This is a genomic window from Nocardia sp. NPDC050717, from assembly GCF_040654275.1.
Lineage (GTDB): Bacteria > Actinomycetota > Actinomycetes > Mycobacteriales > Mycobacteriaceae > Nocardia.
The window spans coordinates 94073-110775 of sequence record NZ_JBFAHR010000017.1; the positions used below are offsets into that span (position 1 = coordinate 94073).

The 16703-nt window shown below is 71.1% G+C and carries 8 protein-coding genes; 5 read left to right on the forward strand and 3 right to left on the reverse strand.

What is annotated here, in order from left to right; translation table 11 throughout:
• Window positions 1-133: 133 nt before the first annotated feature.
• Window positions 134-1375: a helix-turn-helix domain-containing protein gene (locus AB0H56_RS27440; RefSeq protein ID WP_357168463.1), complete on the reverse strand. Its 1242-nt coding sequence runs from the start codon at window positions 1373-1375 to the stop codon at window positions 134-136.
• Window positions 1376-1666: 291 nt separating this feature from the next.
• Between AB0H56_RS27440 and AB0H56_RS27445 the strand changes: the two genes are divergently transcribed.
• Window positions 1667-2734 carry an alpha/beta hydrolase family protein gene (locus AB0H56_RS27445; RefSeq protein ID WP_357168465.1) on the forward strand — a complete coding sequence of 356 codons (1068 nt, stop codon included), beginning with the start codon at window positions 1667-1669 and terminating at the stop codon, window positions 2732-2734.
• Here the strand turns inward: AB0H56_RS27445 and AB0H56_RS27450 are convergent.
• Window positions 2724-4292 carry a glycosyltransferase family 39 protein gene (locus AB0H56_RS27450; protein WP_357168467.1) on the reverse strand — a complete coding sequence of 523 codons (1569 nt, stop codon included), beginning with the start codon at window positions 4290-4292 and terminating at the stop codon, window positions 2724-2726. The genes AB0H56_RS27445 and AB0H56_RS27450 overlap by 11 nt on opposite strands.
• Window positions 4289-6484, reverse strand: coding sequence for an MMPL family transporter (locus AB0H56_RS27455; protein WP_357168469.1), 2196 nt, complete (start codon window positions 6482-6484; stop codon window positions 4289-4291). The genes AB0H56_RS27450 and AB0H56_RS27455 overlap by 4 nt, the downstream gene beginning before the upstream one ends.
• Before the next feature lie 302 nt (window positions 6485-6786).
• Here AB0H56_RS27455 and AB0H56_RS27460 point away from each other — a divergent pair, with 302 nt between their 5' ends.
• The 4 genes from AB0H56_RS27460 to AB0H56_RS27475 are packed head-to-tail and all read left to right on the forward strand — an operon-like array spanning window position 6787 to window position 16699.
• The gene (locus tag AB0H56_RS27460; protein ID WP_357168471.1) at window positions 6787-13179 is read left to right on the forward strand and encodes an SDR family NAD(P)-dependent oxidoreductase; all 6393 of its coding nucleotides are present in this window, start codon (window positions 6787-6789) and stop codon (window positions 13177-13179) included.
• A gap of 21 nt (window positions 13180-13200) precedes the next feature.
• Window positions 13201-14610, forward strand: coding sequence for a condensation domain-containing protein (locus AB0H56_RS27465; protein ID WP_357168473.1), 1410 nt, complete (start codon window positions 13201-13203; stop codon window positions 14608-14610).
• On the forward strand, window positions 14610-15308 hold the full coding sequence (locus AB0H56_RS27470; protein ID WP_357168475.1) for a hypothetical protein: 699 nt from the start codon (window positions 14610-14612) through the stop codon (window positions 15306-15308). The genes AB0H56_RS27465 and AB0H56_RS27470 overlap by 1 nt, the downstream gene beginning before the upstream one ends.
• On the forward strand, window positions 15305-16699 hold the full coding sequence (locus AB0H56_RS27475) for an MFS transporter (RefSeq protein ID WP_357168477.1): 1395 nt from the start codon (window positions 15305-15307) through the stop codon (window positions 16697-16699). The genes AB0H56_RS27470 and AB0H56_RS27475 overlap by 4 nt, the downstream gene beginning before the upstream one ends.
• Window positions 16700-16703: the final 4 nt, after the last annotated feature.

Genomic DNA, 16703 nt, shown 5'->3' on the forward strand with positions numbered 1-16703 from the left:
TAAGGCGCGGGCACCCGGTAGGAGGCCGATGGAAATTGTTCTGCGCCAAGGTACGACGCCGCCGTCGCCACCACGTGTAACCCGACAATGCGCCGGCCCGCACCGACGCGAGTGGCCGAGGTCGTCGCGGCGATCAGGAGGCGGTTCCTGTGAGCTGACGGGCGCCCGGCTCGGTGCCGCGGGCGCGGCGGCGCGGTGGCCGGGTGTGGAAGCTGCGCGCGATCATCGCCGAGCGCAGCTGCCACAGGCCCGAGCACTGGGTGGGGTCGACGCCGGTGAGCTGGGCGACGCGGCGGATGCGGTAGTCGACGGTGTTGGTGTGGATGTGCAGCAGCCGGGCGGTGCGCTGCCGGTTCATGTTGTTGGCGATGTGCACCCGCAGGGTCTCGTACAGTTCGGGGTGGTCGTCGAGCGGGCGCAGCAGCTCGCCGAGTTCCGCGCGCCCCGGGCCGGGCCGGGTGAGCTGGTACTCCAGGGCCAGATCGGTGAACCGGTACAGGCCGGGCGCGGAGTCGAGTCGCTCCACCATGTCGAGCAATTCGTGCGCGCGCTCGGCCGCGACCGGGATCTCCGCGGTCCGGGCGGGCACCAGCGCCGCCATGATGTCGACCCGGGCGGCCCGCGCCAGCGAGTCCACCAGCGCGTCGAGTTCGTCGTCGGCCAGCAGATCCGCCGGGATCAGCAGCGTGCCGCCGTCGACCGAGAGCAGGGCCAGCGCCCGCTCACCGCAGCGTTGCGCGAGCGCGGTCTGCACCCGGCGCAGCTTGCGGCGGGCCACGACGGCGCCGTTCATCCTGGTGTCGCGCTCGTCGGGATGCTCCTGGATCCACAGGGCCAGCACCGAATACGCTTCGGCGACGGGGATCCCGGACTCACGGGCGGTGGTGGCGGTCGGCTGACCGGCCAGCAGCGCCGAGGCGAGGGTGTGTACGGCGGTGTGGTGCTCGCCGGCGACCTCGCGATGTTCGCGGATGTAGGCACGGGTCACGGTGGTGCACAACAGGTCCGAGGTGGACACCGCGGTGCGGAAGCCGTCGAGCAGGCTCGCGTCGTCGCGCCGGGCGGCGACGAGGTCGAGGGCGCGCCGCAGCCCCTCGTGAAAGGCGTGCAGGATGGTGTCGACCGGGACACCGTCGTGCGCCCAGCCCGCGGCGGCGATCGCGACCCTGGTCATCTTCTCGGTGGTGTCGTGGCCGTCGAGCGCGCTGCGCACCACGTCGACGCACATCGCGATGACGCTGTCGCCGGCGACAGCGTCGACGGGCAGAGCCCGGGACACGGGGTCCTCGGCGCGTCGGCCGACCAGCCGGTCGGGGTGGATCCGAACATCGCGCAGCGGCAGCGTGGTCGGTGGGCCGTCCAGGTGGATCGTCATCGTCGACTCCTCCTCGTTCTCTGTTCGGACGACTGTAGGTTGAGCGACTGCTCACCTTCTACTTTTCTTTTCAGCCTCGTGAAGAAGTTGAAATCAAGCCTGCTACCTGCGTAAACGCTCTCGCCCTCGGTGACAGCTGAACGCGCGGCACCACTTTCGGAAGCCGATACTCACTTTTCGGCCGCGAGCGGTTGTGGCCGGCACCAGCGGTGTTCCGGCGCCCATGGGAACGTGCCCAGACTCGCCCGGTCCCGCCGCGACCACCGCGGTGGCGCCCTACCTTCGGCGAGCATGGCTATCGATCTCCCGCGCGCGGCGGCGCTGGCCGTCGCCGCGGTTCTCGGCTTCTGCGGCGGGGTCGCCTCGGCGGCGCCCTCGGTTCCGGTCGACGCGCCGATTCCGGTGCGCGCCATGGCCACCGCCCGGCCCGCCGACAACGGGTCGCGCCTGGTCACCGCGCGCCAAGGGCTCGGCCGCCTGGTCGACATCACCGTCCACTCGCAGGCGATGGGCCGCACCATCGACGTGGAAGTGCTTCCGGCGGTGGACAGTTCGCGACCCGCGCCGGTGCTGTATCTGCTCAACGGCGTCGACGGCGGCACCGACACCGGCCGCTACACCGACGGCAGCAACTGGCTCACCAAGACCGATGTCGAGGAGTTCCTCGCCGACGAGCAGGTCACCGTGGTGATGCCGGTCGGCGGCGGCGCCAGCTTCTACACCGACTGGCTCGCCGACGATCCGCGCCTGGGCAGACACCGCTGGACCACCTTCCTCACCGAAGAGCTGCCCGCGGTGATCGATTCCGCCTTCCACGGCACCGGCGCCAACGCGGTCGCCGGGCTGTCGATGGCCAGTGCCGCGGTCTTCCAGCTCGCCATCGAGGCGCCGGGTGCCTTCCGCGCGGTGGCCGCCTACAGCGGCTGTGTGCGCACCAGTGATCCCGCCGGGCAGGCACTCGTCGACGCGGTGGTGATCGGGCGGCAGGGCAATCCGCTCAACATGTGGGGGCCGCCGACCGATCCGCGCTGGGCTGCCAACGATCCGTACCTGCGCGCCGCCGAGCTGCGGGGGACCGCGGTCTACGTGGCGACCGGCAACGGCTGGCCGGGCTCGCTCGACACCCTCGACGGGCCGGGTATCCACCACAATCCGGTGAAACTGGCCGATCAGCTGCTCATCGGCGGCGTCCTGGACGCGGTGGCCAACCTGTGCGCGCTTCAACTGCGGGATCGGTTGCGGGAACTGGAGATTCCGGCGACCTTCGATCTGCGCCCCAGTGGCACCCACTCCTGGGGCTACTGGGAACAGGATCTGCACAGGTCGTGGCCGATGCTCGAGGCCGCGCTCAACCGGTGACCCGCTCCGTCCCGTCGACCAGCGGCAGGGTCCGCAGCCCCGCCCATCGCGCCGACCACGGTGCGACGGGTCCCCGGCACAGCCACACCCCGACGCCCCGGTTCACGCCGGGGAAGCCGAGTTCGTCGTCGACCCGGGCCAGCGCTGTCGTCTCGCGGAACCCGTTGTCCAGTCCGATCTCCGGGCCGTCGACGCCGACGTAGAGCACCGTCGTCGCGCTGTCGGGCGGCGCGCCGAAGTAGCCGTATCCACGATTCGGGCTGAACACCGCGGGCAGGCCGAGTTCGGCGCCGAAATACTCGAGTGCCGCCGCCTGCCAGTAGTTCTGGGTCACGATCACCGTGCTTGCGCGGGTCTCGGGCGGCAGTCCGCGCCGAACGCTGTCGACGGTCGAGACCAGCTCATGCCACCCGCTCGGCCCGAAATACACGCTGCGCGTATGGATCTGCGAGTAGCGCTCGGTCGGCGTGGTGAGCCGGGACTGTGGGAACGGCACGGCGACGACCAGGGCGACGCAGATCGCCGTCGCCACCGCGAACAGCGAGCTGCCGAGGATCCGCAGCCGCCGGGTCACCCCGAGTTCGGTGAGATAGACGGCGCCCGCGGCGAACAACCCGGGAAACGCCCCCGCCACGAAGTAGGGCCGCAGGCCACCCAACACCACCCCGCCGAGCCCGATCGCGATCATCGGGATCAGGAAGTAGTACGGCCGGAATCGCGCCGAGCGCAGGCCACCCCACATCCCGGCCAGCAGCAGCAAGCCCAGCGCGCCGGTCACCTGGATCATCGTCCACGGCATGGCGAGCAGCCCGGCCGTGGCCAGTTGCTCCTCGCGTACGATCGCGCCCATCGACAGCTGCGGCCAGCCGTTGCGGTGCTGCCACAGCAGCATCGGCACCGCCGACACGACGAGCACACCGGACCCGGCCCACCACGCGGGCGCCCGCAGCATGCCGCGCGGTCCGAACACCAGCACACCGAAGGTCAGCCCGGCCCACACGAGCGGGATCAGCCACTTCACCTGGAAGTCGATGGCAGCCACCGCGCCCGCCGCGACCAGCAGGAGGTCCTGTCTCGTGCGCACCCAGCGGATCAGCAGCCACGCCACCGCCGCGGTCAGGGTGATGTCGAGGGCGAAGGTGCTCAGCATCGCCGATTGCATCACCGCCATCGGGGTCGTCGCGAAGGCGAGCGCCGCGATCGTCTGCGGCCACCGCCCGCCGCCGAACTCTCTGGCCAGGACGGCGCAGAGCACGATGGCCAGCACGGTGCACACCAGTGCGGGCAGCCGCAGCGCGACCACCGATCCCGGGGCGAGCAGATCCGCGAGCCCGGCCAGCAGTGGCACCAGCGGTCCCTGGTCGGCGTACCCGGCCGACGGCCGGTGCCCGGCGGCGACGAAATACAGTTCGTCCCCGCCGATCTGGTAGCGGTCCAGGCGCGCGAGGAACAGTGCCCCCGCGATCCCAGCGACCGCGGCCACCTCCCGCCACGCGAACGGCGGCAGGGCGTGCGCGGGGACCGCTCGCACCGCGGGCAGATCCGATCGAAACGTCATGACGTCCTCCGCGACTCGGCATCCGCGCGGGACAGGGGCGCGGCGGCGGGCGCGGCACGGCGGCGCGCGCGTGGCATCCAGGACGGGGCCCACCAGCAGGCGTCCCCGAGCAGCCGCATGGCGGCGGGAACCAGCACCACCCGCAGCAGGGTCGCATCGATGAGCAGCGCCGTCACCAGCCCGAAGGCGATGTACTGCATCATCAGCAGCTCCGAGAACGCGAACGCCCCCGTGACGACCAGCAGGATCACCGCCGCCGCGGTGATGATCCGCCCGGTCCGGGCCACCCCCGCCCGGACGGCCTCGGTCGTGCTCGCCCCCGCCGCCCGCGCCTCGACGATGCGCGAGAGCAGGAACACCTCGTAGTCGGTGGACAACCCGTAGATCACCGACACGATCATCACCAGGATCAGCGACATGATCGGCTGCGGGGTGAACCCGATCAGCCCGGCCCCGTGCCCCTCGACGAACACCCAGGTGAGCACGCCCAGTGTGGCGCCGAGCCCGAGCAGATTGAGCGCGGCCGCCTTCAGCGGCAGCACCAGCGAGCCGAAGGTCAGGGCCAGCAAGGCCGTCGTGGCCAGGAACACCAGGGTGATCATCAGCGGCAGCCGCCGCACGAGCGCGTCGATGCTGTCCTTCTCCACGGCGGGCTGCCCACCGACCAGCAGGGTCGTGCCGCTCGGCACCGGCATCGACCGCAGATAGCCGACGGTCGCGTCGACATCGCGCGCCGAGGCCAGCACGGTCTGGGAGGTGAGCACCTGCGGCTGGAACGGCGACTGCATCAGCGCGGGGAACGGCGCGGCCAGGCCCGGCGCGTGATTGGCCGCGGCCAGCACCCGGTCGGCGGCGGCGGGGTCGAAGGTGACGACGACCAGATCGATCGGATCGATCTGGCGCAGCGGGAACAACTCGTCGAAATGCTCCTGCGCGACGCGATTCGGGTGTTCCGGCGGCAGGAAACGCTCGCTGATGGACCCGAACGCCAGGTGCTGCACCGGCAGGATGAGCAGCAGCAGCCCCAGGCACACCGGAAGCGCCACGGCCAGTGGCCTTCTCATCACCGCACCGGCCAGCCGTCCCCAGCGATTGTCGCTCGCCGTCGCCGCGGCGGGGACGCGCCGGAACCAGTCGACGCCGAACCGGTCCACCCGGCGGCCAAGGACCGCGAGCAGGGCGGGCAGTACGGTGATCGAGGTCAGCGCCGCCAGCGTGAGGGTGATGATCGCGCCGTAGGCGAACGACCGCAGGAACCCCTGCGGGAACACCAGGATCCCGGCGGCCGCCACCGCGACGACGGTCGCCGAGAACAGCACCGTGCGTCCCGCGGTCGCCATCGCGCGGCGCACCGCGTCGTCGACCTCGCGGCCGGCGGCCAGTTCCTCCCGGAACCGGCTCAGCACGAACAGCCCGTAGTCGATGGCCAGGCCGAGCCCGATCATCGACACCACCGGTGACACGAACGAATTCACCTCGACCACGGTCGTGAGCAGCCGCAGCAGACCCCACGCGCCGAGCATGGTGAGCCCGCCGACGACGAGCGGCAGCGCCGCCGCGATCACGCCGCCGAACAGGAAGAACAGCAGCAGCGCCACCGCGGGGATGGCGAACAGCTCCACCCGTCGCTGGTCCTGGGCCATCGTGTCGTTCAGCGCGCCGGCGACCGGCTGGCCACCGGCGATCTCCATGTCCACCCCGGGCAGGCGCAGGGCGTCGGCGATGTCGCGGAAGTGGCGTATCTGGGTGGTGGCATCGGTGCCGCTGACGGCGATCGAGGCGAAGGCGTGGCGGCGATCCGGCGTGCCGAAGACCTCGGGTATGGCCAGCCCGGTGTCGGTGGGCCAATACGCGCCGTTGATCCGATCGATCCGGTCCGGGAACCGCTCCGGCAGGCTGTTCAAATGCGACACGATATTCGCCGCGAACGCGGCATCGTCGACGGTCGCGCCTGCCGGGGCGTGGAACAACAGAATCACGTCGCCACTGTGATCGCGCCCGAATGCCCGGTCCCGTAATTGCGCGGCGCGCACCGATTCCGCGGACGGATCGTCCCAGCCGCTCGAACTCACCGCGCCGCCGAGACCGAGGCCATATGCCCCGAGAGCGAGTAATCCGGTCACCATCACCACGATCACCAGGTAGCGCCGGCGCACCACGAAATCGGCCCACTGTGTCAACTCGGCGAACACGCTCGCCTCCCGCCTTCTCATCGCTTGGTCGGGTCGAACATGTCAGGAGTTCCGCGGGCGGCAACGGGGAAAACGCAAGGTTCCGGCCGGTCACAACGCCGCGCGGATTCCCTTGTGATCCTTACCTTTCGCGGTTACGGCGACCCGATTGGGCACCTTCACAACACTTCGCGCCGGGGCTCGTCGGAGTTTCCAGACGTCGGAGTTCGGGCCGACGCCGTCGCGGTGTGCTCCTACGTTTGGCACAGCGGTCGACAGCGGGAGACCGCGCGAAATTGGCCGTGGCGCCGGGAGGAAATTGCGTGTCGGATATTGCGATTGTTGGCATCGGATGTCGGTTCGCTGGCGGCATCGATTCGCCGGAGACATTCTGGGATTTCGTCGTCGACAAGCGGGACGGGGTCGTCGACATTCCGGCGGACCGCTGGGATTATCGCCGCTACTACGATCCCGAACCGCGCACCCCCGGACGCATGTACACCAAGCGCGGCGCCTTCCTGACCACCGATCCGTGGGAATTCGATCCCGACTTCTTCGGCATCTCCCCGCGCGAGGCCACCGTCCTGGATCCGCAGCAGCGCCTGATGCTGGAGGTCACCTGGGAAGCCCTCGACGACGCCGGGATCGCGGGCCGCGCGGCCGGTAACCAGGTGGGCGTGTACGTCGGCGGCTTCGTGGTCGACCAGTCGGTGATCGGCGTGGTCGGCCCCGCCCTGTTCCACACCGACATGCACACCCCGGCCAGCGCCTCCTACACCATGCTGTCGAACCGGATCGCCTACGCGCTCAACCTGGTCGGGCCCGCGATCACGGTCGACACGGCGTGCTCGTCGTCGCTGGTCGCGTTCCACCTGGCCTGTCAGGCGCTGGCCAACGACGACTGCCGCGTCGCGCTTGCAGGCGGCGTGAACGTGATGCTGCAGCCGGAGACATTCGTGCTGATGTGCAAGGGTGGTTTCCTCGCCACCGACGGGCGCTGTAAATCTTTCGACGCGAGTGCCGACGGGTACGGCCGCGGCGAGGGCGCGGGCATGGTGGTGCTGAAGAAGCTCGACGACGCGGTCCGCGACGGCGACCGGATCTACGCCGTCGTCAAGGCCACCGGGTCGAACCAGGACGGCCGCACCACCGCGATCACCGTGCCCAATGTCGACTCCCAGGAGGCGCTCGCCAGGGCGGTCTGCGCGCGATCGGGACTGGCGGCCGAGCAGATCACCTACCTCGAGGCGCACGGCACCGGCACGCTGGTCGGCGACCCGGTCGAATTGCGGGCGCTCGGCCGGGTTTTCGGCGCGCCGTCGGGCCGGGCGGGCACGGTCGGGGTGGGTTCGGTGAAGGCCACCCTCGGCCATACCGAGGCAGCGGCGGGGGTCGCGAGCGTGATCAAGGCGGCGCTGGCGATCAGCCATCGCACGCTGCCGCCGCAGGGCTGGCTCGACACCCCCAACCCCGACATCCCGTTCGACGAACTCGGCCTGCACGTCCAGACCGAGGCCCAGCCACTGGCGCCCGACGCGGGTCCGATGTCGGTGGCGGTCAACGGGTTCGGCTACGGCGGCACCAACGCCCACGCCATCCTGACCGAGTACTCCGCCGCGCCGCGCGAAGCACGGACCGGCGATCACTACGGGATCCTGCCCCTGTCCGCGCGCAGTACCACCGCCGCCCGCGCGCTGGCGGGCCGGTTCGCCGACCTGCTCGGCGCCGGCGCCGATCCCGATCATCTCGCGGAGGCGGCGTGGACGCGCATGGCCCACCATCCGTTCCGCACCGGGATGCTGCTCGGTGCGAACACCGCGGATCTGGTGGGGGAGTTGCGCAAGTACGCGGCGGGCGAGGGGCGCGACGCCTCGCGCGTGATCGTCTCCGCCGCCGCGGAACCGGTGTTCGTGTTCTCGGGCATGGGTCCGCAGCACTGGCGGATGGGCCGCGAACTGCTGGACGCGGGCGGCGCGTTCGCGACCGCGGCCGCAGAGGTCGACGCGGAGTTCCGCGCGGTCGCGGGGTGGTCGATCATCGAGGAGCTGCGCCGCCCCGAGGCCGAGTCGCGGGTCACCCGCACCGAGGTGGCGCAGCCGGCGAACTTCCTGGTCCAGGTGGGACTGGTGCGTGAGCTCGCCGCGCTGGGCATCACGCCCGCCGCCATCGTCGGCCACAGTGTCGGCGAGGTGACCGCGGCCTACGTGAGCGGCATGCTGTCGCTGCGCGACGCGGTCCGGGTGGCCTGCCACCGCGCCCGGCTGCAGGCCACCACCGCCGGGTCCGGTGGCATGCTCGCGGTCGGGATGACCCGCGACCAGGCACGCGAGCTCGTCGCCGAGGACGCGCGGGTGGACATCGCCGCGATCAACAGCCCCGGCGCGGTGACGCTGTCCGGCGACGTCGACCGGCTGGACGAGATCGCCGAAAAGCTCACCGAGGACGGCGTTTTCGCCCGCCGCCTGCGAGTGGAGGTGCCGTATCACAGTCGGCTGATGGGCCCGATCGAGGACGAATTGCGTGCCGCCCTCGCCGATCTCACCCCGCGCCCACCGACGGTGCCGCTGTACTCGACGGTGACCGGCGAGCAGGTCACCGAGCAGGTCTGGGACGCCGAGTACTGGTGGGCGAATGTCCGTCAGCCCGTGCGCTTCTTCGACGCGGTCAGCCGCCTCGTCGCGGCGGGCAGCCGGATCTTCCTCGAGGTCGGTCCGCACCCGGTCCTGTCGGGCAACATCCGGGAGGCGCTGCTCGACGCCGACGTCCAGGGCACGACCGTCGCCACGTTGGACCGCGAGCAACCCGACTCGGCGAGCATGCGCCGCACCCTGATCGGCCTGCACGCCGCGGGCGTGCTCGACCTCGAGCTGCTGTTCCCCGCCGACCGCCGGGCCACCCCGCACCTGCCGCTGCCGCGCTACCCGTGGCAGCGGACCCGCCTGCACACCGCGCTGCCGCTGTTCGAGCAGGCCCGCCTCGGCACACCAGGCGGCTACGCCATGCTCGGTGACCCGGACGTGGAGGGCAGGCCGGAGTGGCTGCTGCAGGTCGGCACCGAGCTGCTGCCGTGGCTGTCCGACCATGTCGTCAACGGCGTGAAGATCATGCCGGGCGCGGCGTATCTGGACGCCGCGCTCAGCGCGACGGCCTCGCGCATCGGCACCACCCAGGTCGCGCTGGAACAGGTGCGTTTCGTCGCCCCGCTGATCATGGGCGCGCCCGACGTCCCGCTGGTGGCGATGAGCGTGGAGGAGGCCAGCGGCCGGTTCCTGATCAGGTCGCGCAGCGCCACCGGCACCGCGTGGACCGTGCACGCCTCCGGGCGCACCCTCACCGGCAGTCACGAGCAGATCCCGGTGGAGGTCCCCGACATCGAGGTCGGCATCGACGTCGACCCGGCCATGTTCTACACCGGCCTCGCGGCGGCGGGGCTGCAGTACGGGCCGTCCTTCCGGCGGGTCACCTCTGTGCGGGTCGGCAAGGACGTGGTGGTGGCGACGGTCGACGGCGCCATCGCCGCGGACTCGGGTCACCTCGCCCACCCCGCCGTCGTCGACGCCGCGATGCAGTGTGCCGCCATGCTCTTCGCCGACGAACGGATCAACGAGGGCGTGATGGTGCCGGTCGGTGTCGCCGCCGTGCGCCTGCTCGCCGCCCTGCCCGAGACCGTCACCGTGATCGCGCGCCGCGATCCGAAGGCCCGCCTGCGCGCGGACGTGGATCTGCTCGACGCCGAGCGGAATCTGGTCGCCCGGCTCACCGGCCTCCAGATCGGCGCGCTCAAGCCCGGCGACGATCCGCTGCACCGCATGGCCGACTTCTACTACACCGAGACCATGGTGGAACGCGAGCCGATCGACCCGGCCGCACTCGCCGACGCGGGCCCGGCCGCGCTGCTCATCGTGGAACTCGGCGAGAGCCGCCTGACCGTCGACCTGGCGACCGCGCTGCCGACGGCGCAGGTCTACGTCGCGCATCCGGCCGACCCCGCGCTCGAACAGGGCCTGCTCACCCGCCTGCGCGACGCGCGCCAGGGCGAGGAACGGCTGCACGTGTGCGTGGTGGCCGGCGAGGTGACCGATGATCTCGCGTTCCTGTGGGCGCTGAAGCGGATCGCGGTGACCATCGACGAGTTCGTCAACCCGCCCGTGGAAGGCGGTGCGCCGCACTCGGTGTTCGGCGACGGCGCCGCGCACGTCACCCTGGTGACCGAGCGGGCCTGCGTCCTGCCGGAGAGCACCGAGATGCCCGACTCCCGCCAGGCGGCCCTGGCCGGTGCGCGGCGGGTGCTGCTCAACGAACAGACGCCGCTGCGCTGGCGCCTCGTCGACACCGACCCCACCACCCCGGTCGCCGACGTCGTCGCCGAACTCGCGGTGCCGGGCGCCTTCTCACACGACCACTGCGACGAGGTGGTGCTGCGCGACGGCAAGCGCTGGGCACCGGTGGTGACCAAGCCGCTCGCCGAGCGGCTCGAACAGCTCGACACCGCCGAACCCCTGACCGACCCCGAGGCCAACTTCACCCTCGACACCCCGCGCACCCGGTTGCTGTCGCAGCTGGCCTGGCGGCAGTGCCCGCGCCCGGCGCCGGGCCCGGGCGAGGTGGAGGTCAGGATGCAGGTCATCGGCCTGAACTACAAGGACCCGCTCAAGATCATCGGACTGCTCGGCGAACGGGAACTCGCGCCGACCTATTTCGGGACGGTGCCCGGAATGGAAGGCGTCGGCACGGTCGTCCGGGTCGGCGCCGGGGTGGACGATGTCGCGGTCGGTGACCTCGTCGCCGTCGCCGCGAAGGGGATGATGCGCCGCTACGCCGTGGTCGATCGGCAGCTCGTCGTCGCCCTGCCCGCCGGCACCGACCCCGGCCACTGCACCAGCACCATCGCCTTCGGCACCGCCGAGTACGCGCTGCTCGACCTGGCCCGCCTGCAACCGGGGGAGACCGTGCTCATCCACGGCGCCGCGGGCGGGGTCGGCACGGCCGCCATCCAGGTCGCCAAGGCGCACGGCGCGCGCATCATCGGCGCCGCGGGCAGCGCGGAGCGACGCGCGCACGTGCTGGCCATGGGTGCCGATCACGTGGTGCACTCCCGATCGCTCAACTTCGTCGACGACGTGCTCGCGCTGACCGACGGGGTCGGCGCCGACGTGATCATCAGCAGCGCGCCGGGGGAGATCCTGCGCCAGAACTTCCACGCCGCCGCGGAATTCGGCCGCATCGTCGAGGTCGGCAAGGCCGACATCTACACCGGCGGCCTGCTGGAACTGGCCAACTTCGACAAGAACCTGGCCTACTACTCGATGGATCTGGACCGCCTGGTCGCGGTGCGGCCGCAACGCCTGGCCCGGCTGCTCGAGCGGGTGTTCGAGAAGGTCACCGAGGGCACCTACACGCCGCTGCCGTACCAGCTGTTCGACACCGAGGAGGTGAGCAAGGCCTTCGAGGAGACCCTGCGTTCCTCGCGCCTGGCACGCATCGCCCTGCGGATCGACACCCCCGAGCCGGCCGTGCGGCCCGCGCTGCCCGACGTCGAGATCGACAGTGCCGCCACCTATCTCGTCACCGGTGGCTTCGGCGGCTTCGGGATGGCGATCGGTCGCTGGCTGGCCATGCGCGGCGCACGGCGGCTGGTCCTGGTCGGGCGCGGCGGCGCGAAGACCGAGGAGGCCCGCCGCCAGCTCGAGGCCTGGCGCACCGTGGGTGTCGAGGTGGTCGAGGAACTCGCCGACGTCACCGACGCCGCGGCCGTGGCGGGTGTGATCGCCAGGGCGAACGACCTGCGGCGGCCGTTGCGCGGCGTCTTCCACGCCGCGGGCGCCGTGGCCGACAACCGCATCAGCGCCATGACATTCGACGAACTCGACCGGGTGTACCGGCCCAAGGTGCACGGCGCGCGGATCGTGCACCAGGCCGTCGCCGACGCCGGAATCACCCTGGACATGTTCGTGCTGTGCTCCTCGGGCGGGTCCATGTACGGCATCTACGGTCAGTACAACTACTGCGCGGCCAATGTCGCCGTGGAGGCGCTGGCCGAACAGTGGAGCCGGGCGGGGGAGCGGGCGCTGTGCGTCGGCTGGGGGCACCTGTCCGGCGCGACCGGCGGCATGGCCGCCGACGAGACCGCCGAGAAGTACCTGGACCTGGTGGGTTTCGGACCGATCGACATGTCCGACGCGACGGCCTACCTGGAACAGACCCTGCGCCTCGGCGCCACCCGTGCGGCGATCATCCCCACCGACTGGGCCAAACTCACCGGCACCTTCCCCCAGCTGACCCGCACGGGCCGCACCATCGACCTGGCCAAGGCTTCCGCCAAGGACACCTCCGAACTGGCCAGGCTGCGCGCGGAACTGGCCGCCATGGAGGAGACCCGGCGCGGCCCGCACATCGCCCGCAAGATGGCCGAGGAACTGGCCGTGGTGATGGGGGTGCCGGTCGAGTCGATCGACATGACCATCCCCGTCCCCGAACTCGGGCTCGACTCGCTGATGGCGGTGGAACTGGGCGCCCGCGTCACCAAGACCCTCGGCATCGACCTCATGTCGCTGCAGATGGGCCGCTCGTTCAGCCTCGAGCAGGCGGGCCCGAAGGTGGCCGAGCTGGTGCTCGCGTCCGAACCGACGGCAGCCCAGCCCCTTCCGGAACCCGAACGTCCCGGCGACGGGGCCGACGCGGCACGGCGCGAGCAGCCGCTGGTCGCGGCCCACTGACAGCGCGGAAAGGCGAGCACTGTGGTCGACTTCGGACTCATCGATGAATGGGAGCCCGCGCCCGGCAGACTGGTGACCTGGTTCGCCACCCCGGAATCCACCAGGGCGGCGGCGACGGCGCCGGTCCACCCGGCGCCGCCCTCGCTGCAGCAGGAGCAGTACCTGCGCCAAGCCGACCGGCACGCCGGGGCGGACTTCCGTTTCTCCGGGCTGTGCCTGGTCACCGCCCGGCTACCCACGGCCGAGCTGGATCGCGACGCGATGACCAGGGTGATCAACGCGTTCCTGCTGCGCCACGACACCTTCCGCACCTGGTTCGACATCGACGCGGGCGGCACGGTGCGCCGCCACCTCGTCCCGGCCGAGGCCGTCGACTTCCAGCCGATCGACTACGGCCACGTCGACGACCCCGCCGCGATCCGCACCCACGTCGAGAAGACCACGCCGGGCCCGTTCGACTGGGACTGCTTCACCTTCGGCGCCATCGAGCACGGCGAGACGACCACCGTCTACCTCGCCGTCGACCACCTGCACACCGACGGGCTCGGCCAGTACCTCTCCGCCGCCGACTTCGCCCAGCTGTACGCGGCGCAGCTGTGGGCGGAGGCCGAACCGCCCGCGCCCGCGGCGAGCTATCTGGACTACTGCGTCACCGAGCGTGCCTACAGCGACCGTCTCACCCTCACCTCGCCCGGCGTGCGCAAGTGGCTGGAACTGGTGCGCGGCAACGACAACAGGCTGCCCGCGTTCCCACTCGACCTCGGCCGACGCTGCGACGGCTACCACCGCAGCGCGCACCGCAGCATCGAACTGCTCGACACCGCGGCGGGCGAACGGTTCGAATCGGTCTGCCGGGCGCACGGCGCGGAATTCGTGGGCGGTGCCTTCGCCGCGGCGGCCCTGGCCGAACGCGAGCTCACCGGCACCGACTACTACTTCGGCATGACGCCCATCAGCACGCGCACCTCGGCGGCCGAGAACGCGTCGGTCGGCTGGTACGTCACGTTGGTGCCGGTGGCGTTCCCCCTCGGTCCGCGCACGCCGGCCACGCGGGTGCTCGGCCTCGCCCAGCGCGCCTATGAGAACGGTCTCCTGTTGGCGCCCACGTCTTTCCACCGGGTGCTCGACCTGCTCCCGGCCGATTCGGAGATCAAGGCCGAGCCCGGCTGGGTGACCCCGATGATCTCGTTCATCGACGCCCGCGACTTCGTCGGCCACGAATTCTTCGACGAGATCGGCGCCGGGGTGTACGCGAACCGGGCCGCGTCCGAGGAGGCGCTGATCTGGATCAATCGGTTGCCGAGCGGCACGTCGCTGAGCGTCATCTTCCCCGACACCGCCGTCGCGCACGAATCCGTGGGCCGCTATCTCGACGCCGTGCGATCGGTGTTCCTGGCCATCGCCGCCACACCCGACCAGGAGGACCAGTAGTGCAGACCGCGTTCCGTGATCCGTTCATCCCCGACGGCGAGAAGTCGGTCTACACCGTCGGACTCCTCGGCGAGGCACCGGGATTCGAGATGACCCACCTGGTCTCCCGGGAGAAGGGCGGCTACCGCACCACTCTCGACACCCGACCGCACGGGCGCGCGCTGAGCGACACCGACCTGGCCATGACCATCGAACAGCGCTTCGGCCGGATCGGCGGCCGCTTGCGCGCCGAACAGTATCGCGCGGAAACGCGGTGCGGGCCGACCGTGGTCTCGCGCGAGGAGGCGAACTTCGTCGACACCGTGCACCTCCAATTCGGCGGTCTGCCCGCCCCGTTTCCGTTGAACGTGATGCCGATCGCCGGCGGCCTGACGCTGCTGCGCGGTCTCGACTTCACCGAGGGACTGGTGGAAACGGTGAGCGTGTGGCTGGCGTTCTCGGTGCACTGGCCGTTGCTCGCGCGCGTGGAGAAACAGAGCACCGTCGAGGTCCCGGCCGGGAGCGTGCCCTGCTGGCAGGTGCGGATGCGACCGGGATTCGCGCAGGTGAACTCCCTGCTGGACAAGGTGATCGGCACCGTCCTGCCGCCGTTCGTCGCGCATTTCGAGCAGGAGGCGCCGCATCGGCTCGTGCGGATGAGCTTTCCCACCCAGTTGTCGCTGAGCGCGCCGCGCGCCGTCATGGAGCTCACCGCATGAGCATCGCGACCGTCCGGGCGCAGGTGCGCGCGGAGTACGCGGCCTGGCTGGCATTCGCCGCCTGCCTGAGCGCGGTGTTCATGCAGATGATCGACGTGACGATCGTCAACACCGCGCTCCCGGAGCTGACGGCCGATCTCGGCGCGTCCCGCTCGGCGCAGCTGCTGGTCGTGTCCGGCTACTCACTGGCCTTCGCCTGCACCCTGCTCACCGCCGCGCGGATCGGCGCGATGGTGGGGCGGCGGACGATGTTCCTGGCCTCGGTCGCCGCGTTCACGGCGGCGTCGCTGTGGTGCGGAATCGCCGGTAGCGCCACCGAACTCGTGATCGCCCGCGTCGCGCAGGGCGCGGCGGGCGCGGGGATGGCCGCGCAGACGATCGCCATTCTCACCGCCGGGTTCCCGCGGGAGCGTCATCCGCTGGTGTTCGCGCTCTACGGCGGCGTCGCGGGGTTCGCCGGGATGCTCGGGCCGATCGTCGGCGGCGTGCTGCTCACACTCGATCCGGGCGGCTGGGGCTGGCGGTCGGTGTTCCTGATCAACCTGCCCATCGGGGTGTTCGCGTTCGCCCTCGCCTGGCGCTTCCTGCGCGTCGGCCGCTCGGGCGATGGCCGCTCACTCGACCTCGGCGGCGCCGTGCTGTCGGCGGCCGGGCTGTTCGCATTCATCTACGCACTCGCCGAGATCCAGCAGCACGGCTGGCGACTCGGGCTGATCGCGCTCCTCGGCGCCGGGCTCGCGGTGACGGTGGTCTTCGTCGTGCACCAGCGGCGGCGCGCCGACCCGCTGATCCGGCTCGACCTGTTCGCCGACCGGCGGTTCCGGCTCGGGTCGGTCCTCGTCGGCGCCTTCTTCGGCCTGTTCACCGCGTTCGTCTTCGCCGCCTCCGTCACCATGCAGGACGTTCTGGGCTACACGCCGCTGGTGACCGGCCTGGTGATGACGCTGTTCGCCCTCGGCGCAGGCACCGGCGCTCTGGGGTCACTGATCCTGGTGCGGCGCTGGGGCATTCGGGCTCTCGCGGCCGGAATGGCGCTCTACGGCGGATGTCTCGCGGCCGGAGCGATCTATCTGTTCCTGACCTCCGGCGCGATGAGCGCGCTGCTCACGGCGGGCCCGGTCTTCCTGTCCGGCGTCGGCGTCGGCGTCTTCGGCATCCAGCTCCAGCCGATCATGCTCTCCGGACTCACCGCCGACCACATGGTCGAAGCCTCCGGCGTCCTGCCCACCGTCGAACAGATCGGCAACGCCGTCGGCCTCACCGTCCTGACCACGCTCTTCTTCCGCTCCCACACCCTCACCGGGAGCATCACCATGATGGCCGCGGTCGCCGCCGTCGCGCTGGTCATCGCACTGGCCACGCTGGCCCTCCCGGAGCCGCAAGCGCCCTGACCCG

Excerpts from the sequence above, each read along its gene's own strand:
- AB0H56_RS27475 (WP_357168477.1), top strand. The coding sequence starts at position 15,305 with ATGAGCATCGCGACCGTCCGGGCGCAGGTGCGCGCGGAGTACGCGGCC.
- AB0H56_RS27450 (WP_357168467.1), bottom strand. The coding sequence starts at position 4,292 with ATGACGTTTCGATCGGATCTGCCCGCGGTGCGAGCGGTCCCCGCGCAC.
- AB0H56_RS27440 (WP_357168463.1), bottom strand. The coding sequence starts at position 1,375 with ATGACGATCCACCTGGACGGCCCACCGACCACGCTGCCGCTGCGCGAT.
- AB0H56_RS27445 (WP_357168465.1), top strand. The coding sequence starts at position 1,667 with ATGGCTATCGATCTCCCGCGCGCGGCGGCGCTGGCCGTCGCCGCGGTT.